Source organism: Paenibacillus sp. LRG-1 (genome assembly GCF_057220305.1).
The window spans coordinates 3378127-3402382 of sequence record NZ_CM170126.1 but is presented as its reverse complement, the minus strand read 5'-3'; the positions used below and the strand labels follow the sequence as shown (position 1 = coordinate 3402382).

The 24256-nt window shown below is 42.9% G+C and carries 26 protein-coding genes; 25 read left to right on the top strand and 1 reads right to left on the bottom strand.

What is annotated here, in order from left to right; translation table 11 throughout:
• Nucleotides 1–90: 90 nt before the first annotated feature.
• Entirely contained in the window at nucleotides 91–351 is a 261-nt protein-coding gene (locus ACUUJN_RS15000; RefSeq protein ID WP_484668665.1) for a hypothetical protein, read from the top strand.
• Nucleotides 348–713, top strand: a complete 366-nt coding sequence (locus tag ACUUJN_RS14995) for a hypothetical protein (RefSeq protein WP_484668664.1) — start codon at nucleotides 348–350, stop codon at nucleotides 711–713. The genes ACUUJN_RS15000 and ACUUJN_RS14995 overlap by 4 nt, the downstream gene beginning before the upstream one ends.
• Before the next feature lie 180 nt (nucleotides 714–893).
• On the opposite strand, the gene ACUUJN_RS14990 is transcribed toward ACUUJN_RS14995, so the two are convergent.
• Complete coding sequence (locus tag ACUUJN_RS14990; protein ID WP_484668663.1) at nucleotides 894–1211, bottom strand: hypothetical protein; 318 nt, start codon at nucleotides 1209–1211, stop codon at nucleotides 894–896.
• Nucleotides 1212–1347: 136 nt separating this feature from the next.
• Between ACUUJN_RS14990 and ACUUJN_RS14985 the strand changes: the two genes are divergently transcribed.
• The 23 genes from ACUUJN_RS14985 to ACUUJN_RS14875 all read left to right on the top strand — a co-directional run bounded on the left by ACUUJN_RS14985 (nucleotide 1348) and on the right by ACUUJN_RS14875 (nucleotide 24253).
• Nucleotides 1348–1986: a hypothetical protein gene (locus ACUUJN_RS14985; protein ID WP_484668662.1), complete on the top strand. Its 639-nt coding sequence runs from the start codon at nucleotides 1348–1350 to the stop codon at nucleotides 1984–1986.
• A gap of 130 nt (nucleotides 1987–2116) precedes the next feature.
• Nucleotides 2117–2371, top strand: a complete 255-nt coding sequence (locus tag ACUUJN_RS14980; protein ID WP_484668661.1) for a hypothetical protein — start codon at nucleotides 2117–2119, stop codon at nucleotides 2369–2371.
• Nucleotides 2372–2881: 510 nt separating this feature from the next.
• Nucleotides 2882–3121 (top strand): hypothetical protein, encoded by a 240-nt coding sequence (locus ACUUJN_RS14975; RefSeq protein ID WP_484668660.1) that lies wholly within the window; start codon nucleotides 2882–2884, stop codon nucleotides 3119–3121.
• A gap of 327 nt (nucleotides 3122–3448) precedes the next feature.
• Nucleotides 3449–4003 (top strand): site-specific integrase, encoded by a 555-nt coding sequence (locus tag ACUUJN_RS14970; RefSeq protein WP_484668659.1) that lies wholly within the window; start codon nucleotides 3449–3451, stop codon nucleotides 4001–4003.
• A gap of 259 nt (nucleotides 4004–4262) precedes the next feature.
• Nucleotides 4263–5102: a phage terminase small subunit gene (gene terS, locus ACUUJN_RS14965; RefSeq protein WP_484668658.1), complete on the top strand. Its 840-nt coding sequence runs from the start codon at nucleotides 4263–4265 to the stop codon at nucleotides 5100–5102.
• On the top strand, nucleotides 5023–6444 hold the full coding sequence (locus ACUUJN_RS14960) for a DEAD/DEAH box helicase family protein (protein WP_484669760.1): 1422 nt from the start codon (nucleotides 5023–5025) through the stop codon (nucleotides 6442–6444). Before terS ends, ACUUJN_RS14960 begins: the two co-directional genes overlap by 80 nt.
• 72 nt (nucleotides 6445–6516) lie before the next feature.
• Nucleotides 6517–7443, top strand: a complete 927-nt coding sequence (locus ACUUJN_RS14955; protein ID WP_484668657.1) for an STM4504/CBY_0614 family protein — start codon at nucleotides 6517–6519, stop codon at nucleotides 7441–7443.
• Nucleotides 7444–7565: 122 nt separating this feature from the next.
• The gene (locus ACUUJN_RS14950) at nucleotides 7566–8921 is read left to right on the top strand and encodes a phage portal protein (RefSeq protein ID WP_484668656.1); all 1356 of its coding nucleotides are present in this window, start codon (nucleotides 7566–7568) and stop codon (nucleotides 8919–8921) included.
• A 153-nt stretch (nucleotides 8922–9074) separates the two neighbouring features.
• Nucleotides 9075–10130: a 3-oxoacyl-ACP reductase gene (locus ACUUJN_RS14945; RefSeq protein WP_484668655.1), complete on the top strand. Its 1056-nt coding sequence runs from the start codon at nucleotides 9075–9077 to the stop codon at nucleotides 10128–10130.
• Between the two features lie 3 nt (nucleotides 10131–10133).
• Nucleotides 10134–11135, top strand: coding sequence for a hypothetical protein (locus tag ACUUJN_RS14940; RefSeq protein WP_484668654.1), 1002 nt, complete (start codon nucleotides 10134–10136; stop codon nucleotides 11133–11135).
• A gap of 68 nt (nucleotides 11136–11203) precedes the next feature.
• Nucleotides 11204–11602: a hypothetical protein gene (locus ACUUJN_RS14935; protein ID WP_484668653.1), complete on the top strand. Its 399-nt coding sequence runs from the start codon at nucleotides 11204–11206 to the stop codon at nucleotides 11600–11602.
• Nucleotides 11599–12165, top strand: coding sequence for a hypothetical protein (locus ACUUJN_RS14930; RefSeq protein WP_484668652.1), 567 nt, complete (start codon nucleotides 11599–11601; stop codon nucleotides 12163–12165). The genes ACUUJN_RS14935 and ACUUJN_RS14930 overlap by 4 nt, the downstream gene beginning before the upstream one ends.
• A gap of 10 nt (nucleotides 12166–12175) precedes the next feature.
• Nucleotides 12176–12751 (top strand): hypothetical protein, encoded by a 576-nt coding sequence (locus ACUUJN_RS14925; protein WP_484668651.1) that lies wholly within the window; start codon nucleotides 12176–12178, stop codon nucleotides 12749–12751.
• Entirely contained in the window at nucleotides 12748–13326 is a 579-nt protein-coding gene (locus tag ACUUJN_RS14920) for a hypothetical protein (protein WP_484668650.1), read from the top strand. Before ACUUJN_RS14925 ends, ACUUJN_RS14920 begins: the two co-directional genes overlap by 4 nt.
• Nucleotides 13323–13757, top strand: coding sequence for a hypothetical protein (locus ACUUJN_RS14915; protein ID WP_484668649.1), 435 nt, complete (start codon nucleotides 13323–13325; stop codon nucleotides 13755–13757). The genes ACUUJN_RS14920 and ACUUJN_RS14915 overlap by 4 nt, the downstream gene beginning before the upstream one ends.
• Nucleotides 13758–13767: 10 nt before the next feature.
• On the top strand, nucleotides 13768–14214 hold the full coding sequence (locus ACUUJN_RS14910; protein WP_484668648.1) for a hypothetical protein: 447 nt from the start codon (nucleotides 13768–13770) through the stop codon (nucleotides 14212–14214).
• A gap of 46 nt (nucleotides 14215–14260) precedes the next feature.
• Entirely contained in the window at nucleotides 14261–15049 is a 789-nt protein-coding gene (locus tag ACUUJN_RS14905; protein ID WP_484668647.1) for a hypothetical protein, read from the top strand.
• 65 nt (nucleotides 15050–15114) lie between these two features.
• Nucleotides 15115–15453, top strand: coding sequence for a hypothetical protein (locus tag ACUUJN_RS14900; protein WP_484668646.1), 339 nt, complete (start codon nucleotides 15115–15117; stop codon nucleotides 15451–15453).
• A 375-nt stretch (nucleotides 15454–15828) separates the two neighbouring features.
• Complete coding sequence (locus ACUUJN_RS14895; RefSeq protein ID WP_484668645.1) at nucleotides 15829–21243, top strand: transglycosylase; 5415 nt, start codon at nucleotides 15829–15831, stop codon at nucleotides 21241–21243.
• Nucleotides 21244–21798, top strand: coding sequence for a phage tail domain-containing protein (locus ACUUJN_RS14890; protein WP_484668644.1), 555 nt, complete (start codon nucleotides 21244–21246; stop codon nucleotides 21796–21798). It abuts the gene before it with no gap.
• 12 nt (nucleotides 21799–21810) lie between these two features.
• Nucleotides 21811–22221, top strand: coding sequence for a phage tail fiber protein (locus ACUUJN_RS14885; protein WP_484668643.1), 411 nt, complete (start codon nucleotides 21811–21813; stop codon nucleotides 22219–22221).
• Between the two features lie 9 nt (nucleotides 22222–22230).
• Nucleotides 22231–23598, top strand: coding sequence for a right-handed parallel beta-helix repeat-containing protein (locus tag ACUUJN_RS14880; protein WP_484668642.1), 1368 nt, complete (start codon nucleotides 22231–22233; stop codon nucleotides 23596–23598).
• A gap of 16 nt (nucleotides 23599–23614) precedes the next feature.
• Nucleotides 23615–24253: a phage distal tail protein gene (locus tag ACUUJN_RS14875; protein WP_484668641.1), complete on the top strand. Its 639-nt coding sequence runs from the start codon at nucleotides 23615–23617 to the stop codon at nucleotides 24251–24253.
• The last annotated feature ends 3 nt before the right edge of the window (nucleotides 24254–24256 follow it).

The window sequence follows — 24256 nt, the reverse complement described above, 5'->3', positions numbered from 1 at the left end:
TAACAATATGTTAAATGAAGTTGTAGACAATATGAGAGACGAAGTTTTAAATCGACACTTGTGATGATTAAACCAATTCAGGGGCAGATAGTGGCCCACCATATTGTCGATAGCAACGTTAAGGCAAGAGTTTGCTACAACTGCAAAACAGACCTGCCGCCAGAAACGGCACATTATGAAATTAATGATGAAGTATACTGCACGGAATGCGTCAAAGCCCATCCATACACATCGTACAGCTATTACATTAATGACGAGTATGTAGGCGGTTCGGAAGATGATCATACACAGTATGTAGAGTCTTTGGATGATGAATATGAAGGTGATGAGGATGGGGAGGAACAACAATGACAGATAAACCAGACTGGGAAAAGCGAATGGATTACTGGTTACTGGAAGCCGAAAAAGAAAAAAGGCGGGCAGATGATATAGAAAAACGGTTGTATTTTTCGAACACCGAAAATGAAATATTGAAAAGAAACATAAAGGTACTCGTCGATACTCAAAAGGAATCTGAATCCCTTATACAACAAAAGGATGCAGTTACATCCCAACTAAAAAGCATGCTGCTTGATGCTATTGGATGTTTGACCATGTTCGGGAATGAAGAATGTGAAGAACAGGCACGGAGAATTGCTCGTGACCTCAGAAAATTAACGCATGTGCAACCTGGACAAGAGTCTCTCCTACAAGATGGAGGAGAGACTCCATGACTTACGCTTATACCACTATATTAGCTGCTGTACTGTTGTTTATAGGTGTAGTGCAAGTAGATAGGTATATGTTGATAGAAAGAGTAGATCCAAGCGAGGCGAGCATAAAATAAGTCAGATAATAACGATGAAAAAAAGTAAGCACTTATGAGAAAAGTGCTTACTTTAAGGTTGACTTTATTATCTGTGATAAATAAAGCCTTGATATAATGGGTATACTTCATTTTTGTTTTTTTGGCGCCAACTATATCTAGTAATTTCTCCTTCATAGTCTCCTTGTCTGTACCATATTGAAAGTGGAGCCAACACTTTCAATAACTCTGGGACCGCCGCACCTCTGATACCAGTGACCCGTTTTGAGTTCTCTAGGTGAGCATTTGATGTTTGAGAAGAGATGTTTGCTGAAGTTTTGGTTTGCTCTGCAAAACCTAAAGACGGTACAGACAATGCCCCAAGAAGAACTGCGCCAGCAGCAAAAGCAATAATAGATTTTTTCAAAAGTAAAGCCTCCTTAGTTTGTTTATCTTCGTGTGCAAACTATGGTGTAAGGTTATTATAGTGTTTCTATTTACATTTAACTACCAAAAATAACGATTTCACCAAATTATCACATTATATAAAGGAATGATAAACGATGAATGACAATCAAATGTGTATAGTAAATAGTCTTGAAGATGAGTCTACTGATACGCAAAAGATAATCCAAGTAAACTTTTTTTCGGACATTGAGCAGGAAGATATTCGAAAAACAAAGTGGCTTCTTAGTAAGTATGTTGATATGATCGACGTGATCAAAAACTATGAGTTTGCTCTCCAGCAGATTGAAAACGGAATGTCTGCGTATGAGTTACTTTCCGCCGAGGGAGCAATTGCAAAACGAGAGTCAGGGCGGGAGTTAACGGCAGATGTAACAGCCAATGCTGTAATACTAAAGGACAAACGGCATACAAATTATAAATTCTATCAATTCATCACTAATAATATCCGTTTCGCCATAAATAATATGAGAGATCCGCATGAGGGACTTGCTGCCAAGCTGCTGTTCATAGATGGAAAAAAATATCTCAAGGCCCAGCAGTATATGGAGAAGGGATACAGAAAAGATGTGCCTGGTATCTCAGCTACGACATTTGCAGATAAACGACGACGAGCGATTGTAAATATAGCAAACAGTCTTAAAATTAATCGGACTTTGGATTTTGTGGTTATTGACTATGGGCGGGGGCGAAACAAAGAAGGTGAAATGGGGCTGAGGATGCCAGAAGTAAATTAGACCGTAAGGGCTTAAGCCTTTGCGGTCTTTATTTGTTATGTAGGGTAAGACAAATCCGTAGTAGGTGCGGAGTAGAAAGGATTTACACTTTATTCAGGAACAAATTAAATCATTCTAGGAGGCAATAAACATGGCACATAGTTACGCTTACTTGGACAAGGAAAAAATTCTCCATCTCCATCCATTGGAAGGTGAAGCAGCTAAGCATGGCAAGTATGTGGGTACAAATCTGGATTACGACGAAAGCGGCTTCCCGATTATCGGCGGTGAAGGTGTAGTTTACTATGTGGACAAAGACACAGCTTATGTAAACGGAAATGAACATGATGGCAAACAAATTGCTGTACCAAGTGGTCTTAAAGTACTAGCTGGTCAACTTCTGTAATCGTTAAGATTTAAATGTGGTGGCGGAATAGACGCAAGGCCGTGATACATGCCTCGCCCACATCGAAACTAACTACAACTAATTCGAACAGCCGTAAAGAGGGTCATAATACCCCATCAATAAGGGCGGCAGATTGTTCCGCACGTAATACGGACTATAGCGATTGACGGTAATCGCTGTGAAATAATTCCCGTTGGGAACCATACCGCATTTATAAGGGAGCGGCAGCGGCAAGCGCATGACGGAGGGTTAGGGCGCACTCAAAACTAAATCGGAGACAGGACTCAGAGTGTAATATAAACCCGGAGCAAGAAGGATGTCCATTGAAAGCCTATTCCAGGCATGGCGGATTAGCGGTAACCGCATGTTATAAATTACCGATCACTACAATAGGAGCAGCGTAAAATCGCTGCTCTTTTTAATTTTGGATGAAAGGCTGTATTGTTATATAAAATTCTGCATCCTTAATGTCGATACAATCGTATGGAACAATATAGGAGATGAATTTGAGTGAAGCAGAAGATAAAGTATGGACTTATGTTGTATTTAGTAGTGCCGTTATTTTTAACATGGTTTATATGGTTCCCCCTTGGTATGAATTATTTGTATTGGACAGAAATGAAAAGTGAATATCACATTCAAGAAGGCTACTGGGAATTCTTTGGACGAAATTGGTATAAAAAATCTTTTAACATTAGAGTGGACTATCGAAGAGAATACAAAGAAAAACAAGAGAAAGCTGCTGAATAGTGGCTTTTTTATTTGTTCAGGAAACCTTTCCTTAGCTTAACTTACATACAATAGCAAAGATAAAACCGCAGTAATAACGGATCAAAAGAATGATATATTGTATCCATAAAATAACGTAAATTAACAGGTCGCTGAAAAGCGGCCTTTTTGCATTGGAGGAAAGTAATATGCCAATTAAGTCTTCACGGAGACCCCCGCCTGTTCTGGCTAGGTCACCACGTCAACCCACTTTATGTAATGGATGTGTTTGGGGCGATTGGACTGGTACTAAACAATTATGTATGTTTCCATCCTCTGTTCAAACAAACATGAAAGGAGCGAAATGCAGTGAACTACGTTCAGCCGATCCGCGATTCTAAAAAGCTGGAGGCCATTAAGCAATATTTGAAAGAAAAAAATGAACGGGACTACATTTTGTTTTTGGTTGGAATCAACACAGGATTGCGGATATCGGATATTTTGCCCTTGAAAGTCAGCTCAGTCAAAGGAAGCCATATTGTAATTACAGAAAAGAAAACGAAGAAAAGAAAGAACATCCCTATTCGCAAAAACCTTCGCAAAGAGCTTGATGCATATATATCCGGTAAATTGGATAGCGATTATTTATTTCCGAGCAGGAACAAAAAGAGGAGATCGGAGGTCGTGCCGATCAGTAGCAGCATGGCTTACAAGATGTTAAATGGTGTTGCCCGAAAATTCGGTTTAAAGGAAATTGGAACCCACTCCATGAAAAAGACCTTTGGTTACTATTTTTACAATGAAACGAAGGATATAGCGTTACTAATGGATCTATTCAATCACACCGAGCAGAAGGTGACTTTACGCTATGTCGGCATCCTTCAGGACACTTTAGACGATGTTTTGAAGGATTTTGAGTTGTAGCAATTCTCTACAATCGGGTAACCGTGAATTCAAAACGGGGAAAGGACAACAAAACAAATAGCATCAAGCAATCTCAGTGTTTTACGAGTTACCGAGAATATATATTATAGTGAATTAGTTTTACAGTATCTGGTTGAATAAGTGCTACATTCCTAACTGTTAGAACAACATGAGAAATAAATGCAAGTGGAGCGCTAAATTTATTTTAGGCATCCGCGTTAAAACCAACTCGAATACTTTGGTGGTGGTGAAAAATGAAGTGAGTAGAGAACGAAGCCCGAATAGGGAAAAGGCACTGAAAATGTGGATTGACAGTGGACGCGAAATGAAATTAAAGGATATTGCGATGAAACTTGGTGTCAGCGATTCCAGTATTCGCAAATGGAAGGCATTGGACAAATGGGATGAGATACCGGAGAAAAGAAAGCGCGGCGGACAAACTGGCAATAAGAATGCAAAAGGAAATAAAGGAGGAACTGGAGGCCCATACGGAAACGACAAAGCTGTTACACACGGATTTTTTCGTAAGTTCATGCCACAGAACCCAGAATTCGTTGAAATAATGGATGCTGTCCAAGAAATGAACCCAGTAGACATGATCTGGTACAATATTACCACTCAATTTCAAGCGATAATTTGGGCGCAGCGGATCATGTTTGTTGAAAATAAACAGGAAATGATTAAAGAACTTAAAAAAGTCGAGTATGAAGTACACAATTCAGGTACTGCCAAGAAGAAAAAGCTTGAGCAAGTACCGATCAAGGAAGAATATGAATTTCAATTTTCTTGGGATCGTTACGCTACCTACTTGAAAGCTCAATCCACAGCCATGTCTGAATTGCGTGGTGCTATCAAGCAATTTCTGGCGATTGCGGATGAGGAAGATGAACGCCGTCTGAAACTTGACCAAATGCAAGCACAAGTTGAAAAGACGCAGCTCCAGATTGAGGAAATGAAAAACGGGAAAGGCGATTCAGAAGAAGACCTTATAGATAATTGGGTAGAGGCGGTAATGAATGATGGCGAAGAAAGCGGAGAGCTTGACGAAACGGATGGCGGCATTCAAGAAGAGGATGCCGGTGTATCGAAAGAGTCCTAAAACATTTTTTAAAGAGATTCTGAACTTCAGCCCTGATAAGTGGCAAGAGAGCGTATCGGCTGATATTGCAAAGCATCGTTTTGTTTCCGTGAGATCCGGTCAGGGTGTGGGCAAGACGGCGCTTGAAGCGGCAATCTCACTATGGTTTTTATGCTGTTTCCCGTTTCCGCGTGTTGTTTGTACAGCTCCAACGAGACAACAGCTCAATGATGTACTTTGGGCGGAAATCAGTAAATGGCAGTCCCAAAGCCCAATTCTAAAACGAATCCTCAAGTGGACTAAAACTAAGATATATATGAAAAATTATGAGGAACGCTGGTTTGCAACAGCACGTACAGCCACCAAACCCGAGAATATGCAAGGGTTTCATGAAGACTATATGTTATTCATTGTGGATGAGGCATCCGGTGTAGACGACAGAATCATGGCGGCGATATTTGGTACGCTATCAGGAGATTACAATAAGCTTTTTATGTGTGGGAACCCGACCAAAACGAGCGGGTTCTTTTTTGATTCTCATAATAGGGACAGAGAAATATACAGAACACACCGTGTTTCATGCTTAGACAGCCCTAGAACCAGTAAAGAAAACATCGAAATGCTCAAGGCGAAATACGGTGAGGGTAGTGATGTTTGGCGCGTTCGGGTGTTGGGTGAATTTCCGCGGGGAGAATCAGATACATTTATCGCACTTGAAGCTGCTGAATTTGCCAAAGATGAAGTTAAAATTGAACCTTCTGGAACAAAGCTATTTGTCGGCGTTGACGTTGCACGTTTTGGCGACGATGAGACAACTATGTACGCACGTATTGGCGGTAAGGTGGTCAAGACTCATTTCCACCACAAGCAGGACACTATGACAACTACAGGCTGGGTATTGCGCCTGGTTGATGATGTGAAGGCAGAACATTCAGAAGTGGATGAAGTAGAAATAAGAATTGATGATAGCGGAATAGGTGGAGCTGTAACAGATAGATTGAATGAGATTAATGAGGAGAAAAGTCTAGGCTACACCATCATTCCAGTTAACAATGGATCAGCAGCGGAAGACGGTCATTATGGGAATCTAGGGGCTGAACAGTGGGGACATGTCAAAGAAATGCTTGAGGCCAATATGAGTAACTATGTGCTTGGCAAGCCGGGTGAACTACAATTGCCAGATGATGAGAAACTTATAACGCAGCTCACTTCCCGAAAATGGCGGATGGGTAGTAATGGAAAGATATTCTTGGAACGTAAAGAGGATATGAAGAAACGAGGCCTACAGTCACCAGATAGGGCAGATGGTTTTATTCTTGCATTTGCAAATATAGAGGAAAAACGCGGTTTTTCTTTTGGATAAATTATTTATTATTGTAAATATAAAATCCGTGTTATATGGTAGTTTTATCAAACTTGATTGGTGGTAATCTATATGGCTATTTTCGAATTGTTTTCAAAACGAGAAAAAAATAAGCTGCAAAAAACTGCTGACCCTTATCAATACGATGAACTCCCAATGCCGTTAAGGGTACAAATTGTACATATATTAAGGGATGCGGCAGGAGAGGGAGACTACCTTCAAAAGTACTCTATCTCTTTCTGGGACAATGTTCATTCTACTATGACTAGGGAATTAGGTATTTTTAACTTAACTGATAATTTCGAGAATAACTACAGAAAATGTACAAATTTCTTATTATCTGCAAATACAGAAAATGCCTTGGATATAATAGAGTACGCTTTTTTTCTAATTGATAAGGTAGTAAGAAAAGCTGAGTACTATGTTCGAGATGCTAACAATATGACAATGCCTCCAGATGCTGCAATTCATGAATTGAATTATAGATTTCGGGAACATAGAGTAGGGTATCAATTTGAGGGCAGTCAACTTATTCGTATAGATTCGCAGTTAACTCACGAAGAAGTTGTAAAACCAACTCTATCTTTACTGTATGATCTGAAATTCCAGGGGGCTGAAGAAGAATATCTAAAAGCACATAAACATTATAGGGAAGGAAGATATAAAGAAGCTATTGCAGAAGCTCTGAAATCTTTTGAGAGTACGATGAAAACTATTTGCGTACGTATGAATTGGGAGTTTAAACCAAGTGATACTTCTAATAAATTAATTGATTTGTTGGTGAAAAAAGAATTAATTCCTCTTTATATGCAACAGCATTTCAACTCTTTAAGATCTACTTTGGAGTCGGGCGTACCTGTGTTACGCAATAAAACAAGTGGGCATGGGCAGGGTGAAGAGACAGTGGAAATTCCTGAACATTATGCTTCTTATGCTCTTCACTTGTCTGCTAGTAATATTTTATTTTTGGCGAAATGTTATCTTGATAAAAATAAGTAAAATCCGTAGTAACACCGTAATAACTCAATGATATTATTTAGACATAGAAATATGAACGAATACTGGAGGCAGGAAAAATTTCCTGACCTCCTTTTTTGTTGCGTCAGAAGGGAGGTACGAACTTGGGTGTACGACAGTGGCTAATTAACTGGCTAGCGGCGGGGAGGCCGAAGAACGAACCTGAACGACAGACGGAAAGCTACCCATTCCCGTTTGGTATCATGATGAGTAAGGGAAGTAACCAGCCAGCGCCGAAGAGAACGCCGACCAACTTACGAACGTTATCGGAATCCCCGATTCCACGCAGAGCAATTAACGTTATCAAGAACGGAATCACAAAGCTGAACTGGTCCGTAGCTGCTATCGACGAGAACGATACAGAAAAATATAGAGAGATATGCAAAGTTATTGAACGATCATTACTAAAGCCAAACCCCGGCGACTCATTCCGTTCATGGATTGAGCAAATAGTCGAGGATATGCTTGTATGTAGTGCGGGTTCATCGGAAGTATTGAAAGCTGGTGACCCTCTCAGGCCGTTTAGGATGTACCCTGTAGATTCTTTCTCTGTTGATTTGTATCCTGATTGGGATGGGAAAGAGAATTCATATCGCTATGCACAGCGAGTTCACGGGCAATATGTCCATTTAAAGTCTTCTGACCTGATGTATATACGGATGAATCCGAGAACTAACACACCATTCGGACTTTCGCCATTAGAAACGGTTTGGGAATCAGTTGAAAGCTTTATATCAGCGCACCGATCAGCTGGGAAGCAAGCTTCGAATACTGTGATTAGGAAGCTGATTAACCTTGGTAGAAATGCTGATAGTAAGGCTGTAGCTGCTTTCCGTGCGTATTGGGAAAATGAAGTGCTGGGCCGTGGTCTTAACCCTATCATAGGAGGAGAGAATCCAAGTGTACTGGATTTGGGGGCTACGGATGATAAGGCGTTATTTCTTGAGTGGCAACGGTTCTTAATTGAGATTGTTGCTATTGCTTTTGACATATCCCCTAAGAAACTGGGGCAGACAAAAGATGTGAACCGAAGCACCGCTGACAGTGAAGACGATGACACGAATGAATCTATCCAGTCTATTGCTGAAAACATTGTGGAGCATATCAACAATCACATTATTGACGGTATTTTCAAACTAGGCGGAATGATTGAGTTTAAATTCCATTATGCCACTTCGTTAAAAGATCAAAAACTTAGGGCTGATATTGACGCGATTTACCTTGACCGAAGAACTGTGACACCAGATGAAGTACGTGATGGTCTGGCGCGTAAAGCATTGCCTAATAAACATGGCGAATTATTATTACAACCAGGTAATACCACAGCTATTGATTTGAATAAAACTCAGGAAGAAATACAAGGGGAGAAAGACAAACTGTTGAGCAATCTTCCTGAAGATGATCCGCCAAAGAATAAAGACAAAACAGAAAAGGATGAATCTGACACCGCTGAAGAGTAGGTGTTTTTATTTTGCCCTGAGAGGCGGTGAGGACGTGTTTACAAGGTTTGTTTGCAGGGTTGTCAGACTGACATATCCAAGGTCAATGCCAACACCGAGAAACCGAGCAGAGCGCAGACAACAGAAATATCACGGAGGGAGGTGAGAATCTAAATGCTTAGAACGTTGAAAATGAGCAACCAGCGGATGCGCGTTCAGGACTTCAAGTTATCCGAGGAAGGAGGACATCCGAACAAAGTTCCTTTCAAATGTGCTCTTTTCGCAGTTGACCAACCAAGTGATGGCTCACCTCATGGTGCTGGCGGGAAACGTATTCGTATTTCATCGACTGTTTGCGACCAATATCTTCAAACTTTCGTAGGTATGGCCTTGAATATTGACTACGCCAACGGTATGGCGGACCATGATCCGCGCTTTAAAGTCGCTGTGATTGATAAAGCTTACCGTTCGCTTGATGGTTATGCATGGATTGATGGATACATTTACGCAAAGGATTTTCCTGATGTGGTTGCGACTATTCGTTACTACAACGGTCTGGCGGCTGAGTATAACTGGAGCGAATATCAATTTGGCGCATCACTCGAAATGGAAGCTGCTGTGCAGGATGCAACGGATATAGAAAATGTATTGGATGTAATTGAATTTTGCGGTACGGGCGCAGCCATCCTGTTCGCTGATGCCGCTGCCTATAAAACAACGAGCTTTGCTGCTCGTAACATGAAAAAGGACAAGGAGGATGTCGATATGACACCAGAACAAATTAAAGCGATGGAAGACTCCATGAAGGCATTGCAAGACGGTATGACCGCTATCACTGCGAGTGTGCAAAGCGTGGTCACAGAGGTGGGAGCAATTAAAACAGATATCACCACTATTAAGGCTGCAAGCGAAGAAGCCGAACAAAAGACTGCTGAAGAACAAGCCGCTGCTGATCTGAAGGCTGCTCAGGATAAAGCAGATGCTTTAGAAAAAGAATTGAAAGAGTTGAAAGCAGCGGGTGCGCCTCCAGCAGAGCCGGAACGCAAAACATTCAGCGCGTCTGCATTATTGTCCAAGTATGGCAGTAATACCAATCTTGCAGCAGGTGAGGAAGTTAATGATTACAAAACCTTCTGTGCTTCTGTCGATGCTTTGGATCTTCCGTCTTCCGAGTCTTTCAAACTTAAAATGCAGGCAAAAGCACAATTTGCCGAAAAGGAGAGTGTGTAATACATGAATAACCGTGTTGGAATAGCACAATTTGTTTCAGTTGCAGCGGCGGCTCAATTTCAGGGGCCGGGCGCGATTATTACTGACGATTTTCAAAAAGAGATTACGGACGTATTGCGTCGTACATCTATCTTAGACGGACGGTTGAATTATGTACCAGCTACAGGCGATATTTCTACTTACTACGAACAAAACACTGTGAATGGCGGCACGTTCGTTGACCCTCGTAACCCTTCAGCGACAGCAACCGGAAATCAACGTACGCCACATGGTGTGAAGATCAAAGCTCTAACGAACCAAGTTAACTTTGGACATTATGATGTAACGCTGGGCCAGCAACAAAACAACTTTCCTGAATTGAAAGCCAAGGATCTAAACGACATGCTGAATGCCATTGGACTTACGCATGGAAAAGCACTTTGGAGAGGTAATGACACTGGCTTGGCTGTACCGACAACTTTACAATATGTAGGACTTGCAAGTCAGATTACGAACACTTTCACAGTTGGGGCAACTGCATCAATCGTGTCTGCTATTCGGGCGAAGGTAGCTGCTATGGTAGCGAGTGAATTGTACGAGCTTATGCCAACAGCTATTTACATTCATCCAATTGCTCATCATTACCTCGAAGAAGAAGAACGCAATGCTGCCAACAATGAAACACAAATCAGCAACCTCAAGAAAACAACGGTTGCCGGCTTAGAAGTGTTAGCTATTATGACAGCCGCAGGTCTGCTGCCGATCATTCCCGAGCCGTTTATCCCTTCAGCAGTTAATGCAAAAACGGCAACAAACACTGACTACGGAATTGCCATTGTGACAGAGCCGATGATTGAGTATCACTACGTTGGAGAAAAGGGCATCTACCTCTTCCAGTTGGGTACAACGTCAAGTCTGCAAGAACAGTACGTTGGCATCAAGTATGGCGCTCCAGTAGCCAAAGGTCCAGGTTACGCACATGCATACGGCACGATTGAACGCCCAACTATTACGGCGGTATCATAATAGGTTTTAAAGTCGAAGAGGCGGTTGGCATGACCGTCTCTATTTCATTTTGAGAGGAGATGGTTCAGTTGGCGAAATCGAATCTGGACAAGTTGAAAGATGCGATTGCTGAAAGCGCAGCATTGTTAGCGCAGGCTGAGATTGGTGAAATTGGAGGACAATATCCTCAACAATCGGCAGATGCATTCAAGGAGGCCGTTACAGCGGCAGAGATATTGGTTGGCACTGAAGGAACAGAACCGAGCCAGTTCGATGCTCAAACAACGGTGCTGAATGATGCGCGCAGTTCTTTTCTGGCTGCTAGGATTCCGGCAATTCGAAAAGTTACGCTTCGCGGTACACCAAGCCAGCGCAAGGGTCCTCACACGATTCATTTTAAAAATGAGGTCGTTAACTTCGTAGATGGCGAAGCACAGTTACCGGATGAACTGGCAGACGAGCTTTCTGATGCTGGCTATGTAGAATGAGTCAGTACCTTGAGTTAACGGATTCTGATTTCGTTCCGGCTGGTATCAAATTAACTGTTCCGCTTATTCTGAGGGCATCGGCTGTAATTGACGGAAGGTGCAGGCGTGAGATTGGAATTACAACCTACACGGAACGCATACCGCTAACCGATCAGCAGCGAGGGCATTTGTCCTATTATCCAGTTATAGAGGTGAAAGAGGTAAAAGGCAGGCCTAAGCAGGGATTGATGGGCAATTTCTTTGGCCCACCAGGATTCGAAACAATTACTGATACCAGCACCATTGATATCGACAAGGACATTGGTACCGTCTGGTGTGATTATTCTTCTTTCGGTTCAGCGTATGCAGAGCTAGAAGTGACGTATACCAGCGGTTGGGAGACGATACCTGATAAGGTCAAGGTGGCATGTGGCCTGATAATAGGACAGTTGGCTGGGAATCCGAACACAAATGTCAAATCGAAGAAGGACTTCGACTATAGCATTGAATACTTTGGCAACAGCATGATTACGCCTGAAATAGCCGATCTTCTGTCTGAGTTTGAACATAGGTCATTTAGGTAGGTGATGAAAGTTGTTCTATGAGTTCTCACACCGCCATACGCCGTGTGTGGTGGACGGAAACGAAGATGTAGTGATTCTATCGAGGGAAACCAAAGCGACGACTGTAATGGGCAAAGAATACGTCTATAACGGTGTATTCTCGCCTGAATCACTCATTAATCGTGGTTCCTTGGTACAGGCAGAGGACACGTTTCTCGTTCTAACCTTAAGGAAAACGGTAGATCAGGACAAATACTGCTCTTTGGTCAAAACGAACGCCGTGGTAGAGGTGCAAAGATACCAGCAAGCTTATGATGCAAACGATAATCCGGTGGGCGATGCTGAATTTACATCGGTCGCTGCTGATGTTGTTTGCTTTGCACAGTATGTTACAGCGCAACTTCGGCAGCAGGAACCGGGATTACTATCGAGTACCGTATTTGTTTTGCAGATGCAAACGACTGTTGATGTAAAGAGGCCAGAGGAGGCAACTACTGCTATTCCTGACCGAATCGTTATGGGCGGGAAGACATACCAGGTAGATGCAGTTGATAGGATGAAGTATCCTAATCTGCTGCACGTCCAGCTTTCAGAGGACCGCCGATGATTACAGGGTATGATTCAGTAAAAGCGGCGAAGGATCTGGAGAATAAGCTCGCTGTTGAAATTACTGGGCTAACGAAACTGGTCATGCTGACAGCTAAAAGCGGTATTCGGTATTATCCAGCAGTACGGGATCATTTGGAGATGCATATGTTTGTTTTGGCTAATCAAATGATTTCAGGCGACATCACCACTGATTACTGGCAGGCGTGGCTTGAACAATTCGGTAAAGGCTCCAAGATGGCAGACAGCAGTCAAAATCCCGGTTTAATAACCTACATGAACAGTGAAGCGTGGAACCGACTGAGGTCCAAAGGTGATCGTATTATTGTAGGTCGTTCCCGTGGAAAGTACCGGGCGATTGACGGGACCATGAAGGAATCAGGTGGGGGCTATGCTGGGGTGGACTTGGAGGAGCTTGCGGAGCGCGGTGACATCGATCCTTCATTCAGGGCCACACCACCAACCTACTTTTTGCGTATTGCAATCCAGTCTAACCGGAAACGTATTTTGGATGGCATTAGCCGTGTAATAACTGAGTTTCCGTATCACAGATACTTCAAGGAGGTAAAGGAGTGAGCTTACAGTTAATTGACGCTGTTCAGGGTGCTTTGAAGGCAGATACAGAGCTTATGAACATGATGAAGCTTACTCCTTCATCACCATCTGCTGAGGTCGTGAAACGATTTACGAAAGGCATGGAGCCTGAGATAACGGTTTCTAAGGATACAGTTCCACATATCTGCCAATATGTCATGCCGGGACGGTATGCCACTAATCCACTGGTGTTCGAAGGCAAGTTCTGTATCGACTTTTACGGTAAGACAGCATATGAAGCAAAGCTTCTATTTGAAAGAGCATTCAAAACCTTGCACGAAAAAAGGTTGTTTGCACAGGGGTTTATGTCCTATCTTTGTGTGCTGTCCTATGACTCAGATTTTGCTACTGGCATCCAAGGGGCTAAGGGGTACAAAGCAATTTTCGATGTTGATTACTTGAGAGTGAATTGAGGTGAGGAGAATGGCAGAAGCAGCTGTTTGGAAAGCAACGGGGAGATCCGGTGATCACAATGGTGTTAACCACGTTGAATATGAGTTGCTTGATTCAGCGCAAAAGCGAATCTCTTTGGCTAAAACCAATATATCCAGTATCGAAAAAGATGGAGTTAAAATTGAACCCGATGATCAAGAGACTCTATGGTTTAGCGAAGCAAACACAACCAAGAAGTACAAATTTAATGTGCTTACGCTTGCTGGTACAACTTATGAAGCCGAATTGAATTGGACTCAACCTAATCCTCCTAAACCAGAACCTACCGAGTGGGATACGCTGATTGCTGAAAAAATAACGCTTGCTAAAGGATTGGGTATTATGGGTGTCTGGAATCCGAAAGAGGGCTACAAGCTAACCAAAGAGTACAGTCGAATTTCAGAAATTGATAAGCGTTTATGGGAACTGGTCAAATAACCTGATCGGTTCTTTTTGTGTTCACACATAAGGAGGATGAAACTATATGCAACCTTTAGTATTTGATGGCGTGGGGTCAGCGCAGGTTTATGAAGAAGGCGGAAGGCTCAAGTTTCTTGATGATAAAATCACTAAAGTAACTTTGCAATTGCAGTTTGATTGGGACAAAGTAATGGGCGGCGATAGTGGATATGCATTCCACTATACTGCTAAGGATTTAGGGGATAAGGCCTCTATGGAGGTTCCTCGTTACTCTGATATTTTGGCTGAATTGTCTCAAGGGGCTGAATCAGAAAAAGGCACGGTGCAATTCGATGAAGTAGAGCAAGGATTTTTGAATGCTACTGATGGCTATAAATTAAAAGCACCCACGAAGTATAACGGAACTTTTGTTGCTAAGAGTGATCGTGTTTACTTAAAAGACACTGACACAGGAGAGCTTACTGAACTGACTCGTGTTGCGTCTACTCCAACAGCAGAACAGTACGTAATTACAGCTGATGGGAAAATTACATCTGATGTTGCAAACGAAGGGAAGTTAATCACTGTTACGTTCAAATGGTCAAAGGAGAATGCTACAAGAAGTAGCTTGAGCGGTAAACGCCGTCCGAAACCATTTAAACTGGTACACCGCTTTTCCTTAATCGATGATCGGAACGGTAAAGAAGTCCCTTGCCAGCTCACTATTTGGAAGGCTCTCGGAGGCGGGACTTTGGACGTGTCCCAAGAGCGCAAAAAGCCAACCACTAATACATTGGCGCTGGAGATTATGGAGCCGGATATCACGCCAGAGAATCCTAATGGATATGCAGTAGAAATCATTTTCGGTATCTAATCAATTACTAACTCAACCCCCTATCGCTCAGGTAGGGGGTTACATACATTGAGGAGGAAATTTAAATGACAGACAAACAATTGGATAAAACGCTTAATATAGGTTCAGAAATTCGGTTGGCAGAGGGCATCAAAAAGCATGTGAAGATCGGGACCATTGCATTGATTCGTCAGGTTCGTGAAGAGATGGACGGTGTAGCACACAAGTTTTCGTTTTCTATCGGTCGCAAGAAATGGGAAGCTACCGAGGAACGGGAGGCTGTTGACTGGCCTAAAGTGGAGGAAACATACAAAAAGGCGTTTAATCTCGTGCTAGTTGAGGAAATAACGGAAAAAGAGTACGGACAGATTGACCAGGACGGTATTGCAGAACTGGATGATTTGTTAGACCGATTTCTATTCTGAGTCGTTTCCTCCAGATGAAGAGTCAGATGAGGAAGATGAACAGGAGGAGTCTAATCCTGCCGAGAATGATCATGAGACGGACTGGTTAGAACTTTGGGCTTTATGCGTGAGTAATGGTATTTCTGATTCAGAGTGGCCTAATATGACCATTCCAAAGATTAGAGCGCTCATGAAAGCCAAGAACAGAAACCGGGAATTCGAAATCATTCTTCACGGTGGCAATGTGGAAAACAAAAAGCCGAAGAAGGTTAAGACATTATCTGATCTTGGTTTCTTCGCCAATTAAATTAAGAGGCATCCGCAATCATGCAGGATGCCTCTTTTTCTGTATTTAGGTCAGGAAACTTTTCCTGAACCATTTGTGAGGTGAGTTAAGTGACAGACTTAAATAAGGACGTAGTAGGCGCACGAATAAACCTGGATACCAGCAAGATATTACCTGCATTCAAGGTTATCGACAATGGAGCAAGAGCCAATGCTGAATCGTTTAAACTTCTAAATGCTGAATTAGGAATCAGTGAGAAAAATTTCAAATCCTTAGCCAGTAGTGCGGATAAGTTTGCTTTGAGTGCAGAAGACAGACGGAAGAAGATTCTCGCTGAATCCGAAGCTCTTGTAAAGCAGCGTACTGCACAGGCAGAATTAAATAATGCTCGGAAGAATCAACTGGACCAGGCGAATAAGATAACCGACGAGAAACTCAGAGCACAGCAGGCCATTGTAAAAAAGCGTGAGGATGCAATTGAACAGCAGGAACGAGAGCATCTAAAACGGATGGAAGCCCTTCAAAATAAGGCGACATCAACCGGGCAGAAAGCTGCCAAAGTTTCAGGGGCAGGGACGGACGATAAGACTCGTGAACGTGTCCTTATGCAAGAACAGGCTATCCGTGTGAAGTTACAGCAAATGGCTGACAAGGAAGCGCAGCAGGCAAGGAAGAACGCTCAAGACTATGAAAAATTTTGGTTGAACGCATTACGTGGCAGAGAGCAAAAAGAGGCGCAAGTACGAGAGAAGGTGCTTCAGGAAGAACAGAAGATCCGTCGTTCACTGAGTCAGACCGAAGCGCAGATGAAGCAAACCTTCAGTACAACTCCTAATTGGATGAGTCGAGTAGGAGATATGGCTACGCATGCACTTGTATTCAACACAGCGTATGTAGCCCTGCATAAAACACAGGAAGCGCTTAAAGAGGGATTGGTTGGCATTGAGTCCAACATGGCGGGCTATATCCAAACCAATGAGCACTATTTTTTGGAATACAACGAAGGCACCAAAGAAATGGTGATGAACACCGAAAAGCTTCATGACCAGACGACCAAATTTATTCGGACGGCGCATGACCTTGGTTCGGAAATTATGGACGTTACCGAATCAGCACGTCTTTGGGGCCGGATGTATAAGGATGCAGGCGTAGTTCAGGAAATGGTGCGTAAGTCTACGATGCTCTCGACTGTCGATTTGGTTTCTCTTGAAGGCGCGACTAAATCAATGGAGTCCACATTTGCTCAATATGGCGTGCAGATTAAAGATAGCAACGACGCCATGGTGCTAGGTGGTCGCGTGCTGGATTCCTGGTCCAAGGTTGCCCATGACACGATGGCACCAGCGAGGGATTTGGGGGCTGCCTTCGAACGGACAGGTAAGATAGCGGCAGAAACAGGCGTTTCATTTGATTTTATGAACGGCTTGATTTCAGCAGGTGTTCGTAACACGGCTCTTAGCGGGGAAAACTTGGGGAACATGTGGAAGACAGTCCTGGGTACAATCCGTACAGATAAAGCAGTTGCAGAGATTGAGAGATTAGGAGTTCAAACAAAAGAAGTTGTAAATGGTACAGAGCAGTGGAAAAGGGCAGAAGACATTCTGTTAGAGTTGTCGACCAAAGTAATCGACAAGAATTATGATCTTACAAAATCATACGCGGATATTTCACGCGGTGTCTATCAATATGCTAAATTGGCTGCTTCCTTAAACGCAGGGGATATCTTGCTAGGTACAGCAGCGTCTATCGGTTCTACCGGATCGACAATGGAATACTTGAAAGTTCAGATGGATACCATTCAGCGTAAAGCAACTCAAACCAAGGCTTCGTTGTTAGAAATATTCAACAATGCTGGTGATGATGGTTTGAGAAGAACGATCAAGGATGTATTGGATGCAATTGACCAACTACTTATCGGGCTTACAAAAGTTCCTTCCGGCGTGTTTGAGGGAACGGCAGCTATCGGTGGTCTACTGCTTGCCTATAAAGCCCTGAGCGGCCCAATCATGAATGTAATTGCTGCTGTGAAAGTGTTAACCACAGCTAAGGCAGCGGAAACCGTTGCTATTGGCGCTAATACGGTAGCTAATAACGTTAATATCGTTTCCTCACAAGGTGCTACTCTTTCAACGGTCCAAAGAGTTGCAGCTACCGAAGGAGCTACAGTAGCACAAGGGGCGTTAACGGTGGCAACCGAGGGAGCTACAGTTGCTACGAAATCATTATCTGTTGCTCAAGCTACAGCAACCGTGACGACAGCAGCAGCAACGGCAGGATTGAGTCTGCTTGTTGGTGCAATTGCTCTAGTTGCAATGAATAGCGGTAAAGAAGAAAAGGCTGCTCGTGATAGAATCCAGAGTTTAAAAGATGAAGACTCGGCATCACAACAAATGGTAAGTCAGTATCAACGGCAGATAGAACTTTTGCCAAAATTGGTCAATGCACATCGTTCTCTTGAGCAATCTCTAAAGCTAAGCAGCGGTTCGACAGAAAAACAAACCCAAGTAAAAAAACAACTCGAAGAGGTTTCAAAAGCGCTGGTCATTACTCTCGGAAAAGAAGGGGCTAAGCAACTTGAAGCAGCTGGTTATACCGATGAGGCTGTACAGGTGCAAGTTGCCGCTTTGAACAAACTCATCGAGAAGCAGAATGAAGCCCGAAAAAATGTATTGAAAGATCAGCAATCGCAATTACTGGACCAACAAAAGCAAAAAATAAATGAAATCACAGAAGCCACCAAAGAACTGGAACGAGTAAAGAAAATCATTGCTAATCCGATTGGAGATTTTTTAGGGACAGGTGAATTCAAAGAAGATGCTGCCAAATTAGAAGAAAAAATCAAATCGTTAGAACAAGAGAATAACAAGCTTACTTTATCTGTAACAGAAGTAGGAGTAGCTTTAGGCCAAGCAACTGTTGAAACTGACCAATTTGCCGGGAAAGCTGGAACAGCAACCGAAAGTGTTAAATCACAGGAGGAAGCCCTTGCCGATTTAAGAGAGCAGATTCAGGGCAATGGTCAGGCTATTTCTGAGATGAATACTGTTTTAAATGATCTGGCCAATAAACAGTCCATGAACGCAGAAGCTGCGGCAGAGTTAATACTCAAATACCCTCAATTAGCCTCAGAGATTTACAAAACATCTGAGGGGTGGGCCTTCGAAAAGAATGCAATTGAAGTTGTTCGTAAGGCTAAAATTCAAAAGGCTATAGACGATCTAAGGTCAGAAAAAGCTTCTAGTTTAAGTACAAAACTTGAGTCTGATGACCGTATTGCAGTTTACATTAAAGAGGCTGGGGCGATTAAAAGTCTTGCTGAATTGAAAGCTAGATTGAATGGAGTTATGGCTCAGAGTTCATTAGATGTTTTTAATAAACAAAAAGAACTAAACAACATGACTGGAGTGAAGTCTTTCCTAAGTGCTCCTTTTCAGAACCAGTTAAACCAAGATAAGAAAAATATGGAGAAAAGCAAAAAAGATATAGGCGAAATATATAGTGGATACGAGAAAGATATGAAGCAGTATGACACTCAGATAAATGCTTTAACCAAGCTATATAATGACCCTAAATTTGGTGTGAGTTCTTCTGGTTCAAAAAAAGCGAAGGGGAGTGGGGGCAAAAAAGGCAAGAGCGATGCGGAACGCGCAGCTGAAAAAGCAGCTAAGGACGCATCTGCGGCACGAAAAGATAGTTATGATAACGATCTTGATAACTTTAAGTATATAGCTGAACGAAATGATTGGTCTATAAACCAGCAGATTGCAGGATACAAACGATTGGCTCAACGACATAAGCAGTATCTATCTGAAGATAAGGATGCAATGAAGCAATGGAGCCGCGATGTTCAGAAACTGAATGATTCCAGATTTCAGGAAGACGTTGAGAATCTTGAGCGAAGAACCGAGCGCATGCAGCAGGCCAATAAACAGGAAATTGAGATGGTTAAAACCAGTCTGGATTTCTACAAGAAGGAGCAAAATAAAAATTATCTGCTTCCTGCTAACCGTAGAGAGATTGCCAAACAAATCTATGATTTAACCGTCAAATACAATGAGCTTCGGTATCAAAATTCAGAAAAATGGATTGATAAAGAGACTTCTAAAAATGAAATGGCAGGTCAAAGCCAGATTGCTATCCTCAAAATGGAATATGACGCTTATACGCGTATGAGTAAGGCAAAGGATCGTACCGCCGAACAGAGTTTTGAGTTGCAGCAGAAGATTTATGAGAAACGCAAAGCTCTGGAAGATGAGTTCCTGTCCGATTTCCAAAAACGAATCAATTACCAAAAGAGTATGGAAGCTGTATCTGTTTCCGATCAGCTCAATTTATGGACAAAAATGCAGGCTCTTTATAAAGAAGGATCAGAACAACGGATGGAAATTGATGTACAGGTTCATGACCTTAAAAAACAGCTTCTTGAAGATCAGAAGAAGGTTGTTGCCGAAGCAGCTAAAAAGGAGAAGGAGGCGCTTGAAAAGACTCGGGACGAGGAAGTAAAGCGTATCGAGGCGGAACGTGATGCTTTTATCGAAGCTCAGGACGCTAAAATCAAGGCCATAGATGACTTGCTTGCCAAGATGCAGACAGCTAATGAAGACGAGGACTATGATCGTGCTATGGCGGAGAAACAAGCACGTCTTGCCTTGCTCCAATCCGCCGTTGGTCCCGAGGGTATCGCTGAGCGCAAACAAACCGAGAAAGACATTGAGGATATGCAACGGGAACATAACCGGACGCTGGCAAAGCGAGGATTGGAGGATCAAAAGAAAAAGCTTCAAGATGAGAAGACTGAGCGAGAAAAGGATTACAATGACCAGATTGAAGCTGCCAAACATCATTATGATGAACTCACCAGTAAGTTTGACGAGTACTCGGATGGTGTTGAATCCAAAGCTGAAGATTTGAAAAATACTCAGATTTCAAAGGAATCCGAGAAGAACGCAGAAATCTTGCGCCAGTTGGATCAATTCATCTTAGACTATCAGATGAAAATGGCTGAAATAAATGCCACTTCATTGTCTGCATCCTTGGATACAGGTTCCCAAATCTCTGAAAAGGACAGTGACTTGGCGCGATATAATTCCAATATTGATAAATGGTACTCGGCAGGCACTTCTGAGAAGGCCAAGCTGCACGAAGAAAATGCTGCTCTGCGGAATAAGTATGGTATCAAGAAAGATACAGGAAAGCTTCAAAAATTCCATTCTGGCGGGATCGTTCAGGGCGAAAAGGGGGCTGATGTTCCAGTCATTGCCCGAGAAGGGGAAATGTATTTGAATGGTCAACAGCAGAGCAACTTGTGGAAGATTATCAATTTTAAGATGCCGAAACTTAATTTTTCTATGCCAGACTTCTCTATGCCAATGGCTTCGGGCGGTTCAAATCCGCAGCAAATCAGCAACCAGTTCGTAATAAAATCAGGCGATACTTATATTGAAGACGAATCCGCAGCAAAGGTTTTCTGGACCGAACGAGACAACCTAGTGCGGAGGTTGCAAGTGAGGGGAGGTAAATCCTAAATGATTGAGGCTACTGCGGACGGTAAGTCGTTTAGTTCCATTGGGTTAGGGCTTAAAAAGCATAACATACCCGTTTTGCCACCGACAAAGGACCACAGTCTTGAAATTGCTGAAAGGGATGGAGAACTGGATTTTGGCAGTACCTATGGAGCGCGAACAATCAATCTCGAATGCGTCCTAATGGCTGATGATACAACCCTTGATTACCATAGGAGAGTCGCCCAAGTGGCGGCTCTTTTTAATGCCAAAAAGGGGGATATCGTATTTACATTTTCTGATCTGCCGGGAAGGAGATACATCGGTCGGTATGCTGGCACATTGGATATCGAAAAGATACTTTGGGACGGGGAACTGACCCTACCAATCAAGATGGGAGAACATCCGTTTCCTGAATCGGAGGAAAACATTAAAGAAATTACCGTTACACAGTCTCCGCAGACTATTTCAGTTACTTCAGTTGGCGATGAACGGGCTAGCCCTATTATTGTTCTAACCAATATTGGTGATAACAACATACAAAATTTTCGAATTGCAAATGAATATCAAATAGATTAGGAGGTCTTTACATTGGCAGACATACTTTTAAGCAAAAGTAATTGGTGGAAAACGGCTTGTATTAATGCAGCCTTAAGGGGGATAAACTTTGCAGCCCCTCAGACCGTATATATCGCTCTATACACAAGCAATCCAACGGATGCAGATACAGGGCAGGAAGTTAGCGGTGGCGGCTATGTACGGCGAGCTGTGACGTTTGGTGCGCCAGTTATTACTGATCGTAGGGCAGTTGCGGCCAGTTCGGCAGATGTATCTTTCCCGATTGCATCGGCTGATTGGGGCTTGGTTACCCATATTGGTATTCGCACCGCAGCAACAGGGGGCAATCTAATGTATCACGGAGCTGTGAAAACGCCGCGTACAGTCCAAACAAATGACACGCTTCGTTTTATGTCTGGTCAGATTTCGATTGACGAGGGGTAGGGAATAATTATGGAAAAAATGTACGCTCCGGTAGCAAATTCACCACGGACTGAACTGGCTGAAATCATTACCGCGACTCAGACCGAAATCAAGGTAACGAATGCTGCTGTATTGCTTCAAGGCGAGGGAATAGCGGTTATAGGCAATGGAGATGTAGCGGAAACAATCACTTATATAAGCATAGAGGATAACACGCTTAAAGGCTGTGTACGTGGCTTTGAAGGCGTAGCACGTGCTTGGGCATCCGGTGCTGTTGTAGCGCGTAATTTTACCGCGTCCGACTTGCGAGTTGTACAAAAAAACATAGGAGCCATTGACGACAAATTACAAGGCATGGAGTTAACGGATGCCTTTTTATATTACGTGGATGCTGTTAACGGTTCAGATGATAACGATGGTCTGACTAAGACCAAGGCATTCAAGACCATTGCCAAAGCAGCAAGCGTCATGAAACCTATAAGCCTGTCACGATTCTCCATTGTGCTGTTACCAGGAACGTATGATGAAGACGTTGAGATTAAGCATAAGCTACGTGCCCAGACGCTAGAACTAAAGGGTGAAACAGAGGATGCTAGCTTATACAAAGTTAAATCTGTTACTCTGGACAATTTTACAAATCGCGCAGGTGTCTACAATCTGACAATCACAACGACTGAAAAAGTTGGTATATCTCTGGTCTACTGTAACCGAACTTTGATTGAAAACGTTGTAATTGAAGGTGCTTCAACAGGCCAGCATGGTATTAGTAGCTATGACGCTAACGCACGGATCGTAAACTGTAAAATTTCTAATCGCAATATTGGTATTGCAGCAGATGCCCGTTCTTGGTTTTATATCGAAAATTGCACAGGGTCCGGGAACGTTACAGGTATACAATCGCAGCTGGGTTCTATTATCGTCGTTACTGGCACAGTTCCAAAAGGTGCAACGGATGAAAAATCGCCATTATCAGGCCAAATATTCGGGAATACGCCTTTTGTGTACCTTCGTAGCGGGGGATACACCTTGCCAGCTAATTCCGCGCCTGCTGAAGTACCCGTTACTACAGTGATGGAAGACAGCTATAATATGCGCGTTGGAAACACGGTGGTCATTAATAAAAGTGGCTGGTATCACATCAATTTTCTAGCTACGATAGAAAGCCTTCCAAATACTAAAATCGCTGATATAACAGTGTACAAAAATGGGAGCAACTTAACCACTCGCCAAGGAGCTGGGCTAGGTACGGGACTGGTCACATTTTTAACGATGGATGATCAACAATATCTAGCAGCAGGAGACGTAATATCATTCAAAGTCTTTCAAAGTGATTCGGCAGAACACAATGTTTATAACACACAGATGAGGCTTACATGTATCGGGCAAAGAAGGACTTAATTTAGGAGGGAGGTCTATGTTTAATACAGGTGGATTTAATGGCCTTGCTCTTAATTCGGGCAGCTCAGTGGACGGAAATGTTATTGATTTGTCCGCTCATTTATCCGGTCAGGCACAAATGTATTCCCGGCGTAAAGAGATTATTGGGGCCGAAGCTGACAATGCATTTAACCTAATGTCCTTCAATGTCACGGACATAGAAACGGTCACGGAATATATATTGGACTTTAATTTAGATATGACCGCAGGCGTGGAACTTTCAGGAGAAGGCCGGGCGCAATCTGATTTTGTTCGGTCTTATGACTTAGAGGCTATGCCAATGTCCGGCGATGGACGCGTAACAGATGCACAGTATACTCGTGAAATCATTCTACAAGCTTTACCTATGTCGGGAGAGGGACGATTGCAGCCAGCCGAGGCCAGCCGATTCCATACAGATTTTATTGAGTTTACGGACGTTTTCCGTCCTGGTGAAGTCATTACTATAGATGCAGGAAAATTCAAAATTATGAGAAATGGTCAGAACGTCTCACATCTTTACAATGGAGACTTCTTCGACCTGAATCTTGGAAACAATAATTTGACCTGGACAGACCCGGAGACAGGCCGGACGGTCTTGTTCCGTATTACACATCGAGATAAATTCTTATATTAAGCG

What these genes read in the sequence shown, in the direction of transcription:
- ACUUJN_RS14920 (WP_484668650.1), top strand. Translation starts at nt 12,748, where the DNA reads ATGATTACAGGGTATGATTCAGTAAAAGCGGCGAAGGATCTGGAGAAT.
- ACUUJN_RS14945 (WP_484668655.1), top strand. Translation starts at nt 9,075, where the DNA reads ATGCTTAGAACGTTGAAAATGAGCAACCAGCGGATGCGCGTTCAGGAC.
- ACUUJN_RS14880 (WP_484668642.1), top strand. Translation starts at nt 22,231, where the DNA reads ATGGAAAAAATGTACGCTCCGGTAGCAAATTCACCACGGACTGAACTG.
- ACUUJN_RS14980 (WP_484668661.1), top strand. Translation starts at nt 2,117, where the DNA reads ATGGCACATAGTTACGCTTACTTGGACAAGGAAAAAATTCTCCATCTC.
- ACUUJN_RS14900 (WP_484668646.1), top strand. Translation starts at nt 15,115, where the DNA reads ATGACAGACAAACAATTGGATAAAACGCTTAATATAGGTTCAGAAATT.
- ACUUJN_RS14955 (WP_484668657.1), top strand. Translation starts at nt 6,517, where the DNA reads ATGGCTATTTTCGAATTGTTTTCAAAACGAGAAAAAAATAAGCTGCAA.
- ACUUJN_RS14960 (WP_484669760.1), top strand. Translation starts at nt 5,023, where the DNA reads ATGGCGAAGAAAGCGGAGAGCTTGACGAAACGGATGGCGGCATTCAAG.
- ACUUJN_RS14890 (WP_484668644.1), top strand. Translation starts at nt 21,244, where the DNA reads ATGATTGAGGCTACTGCGGACGGTAAGTCGTTTAGTTCCATTGGGTTA.
- ACUUJN_RS14985 (WP_484668662.1), top strand. Translation starts at nt 1,348, where the DNA reads ATGAATGACAATCAAATGTGTATAGTAAATAGTCTTGAAGATGAGTCT.
- ACUUJN_RS14995 (WP_484668664.1), top strand. Translation starts at nt 348, where the DNA reads ATGACAGATAAACCAGACTGGGAAAAGCGAATGGATTACTGGTTACTG.
- ACUUJN_RS14910 (WP_484668648.1), top strand. Translation starts at nt 13,768, where the DNA reads ATGGCAGAAGCAGCTGTTTGGAAAGCAACGGGGAGATCCGGTGATCAC.
- ACUUJN_RS14930 (WP_484668652.1), top strand. Translation starts at nt 11,599, where the DNA reads ATGAGTCAGTACCTTGAGTTAACGGATTCTGATTTCGTTCCGGCTGGT.
- ACUUJN_RS14905 (WP_484668647.1), top strand. Translation starts at nt 14,261, where the DNA reads ATGCAACCTTTAGTATTTGATGGCGTGGGGTCAGCGCAGGTTTATGAA.
- ACUUJN_RS14875 (WP_484668641.1), top strand. Translation starts at nt 23,615, where the DNA reads ATGTTTAATACAGGTGGATTTAATGGCCTTGCTCTTAATTCGGGCAGC.
- ACUUJN_RS14940 (WP_484668654.1), top strand. Translation starts at nt 10,134, where the DNA reads ATGAATAACCGTGTTGGAATAGCACAATTTGTTTCAGTTGCAGCGGCG.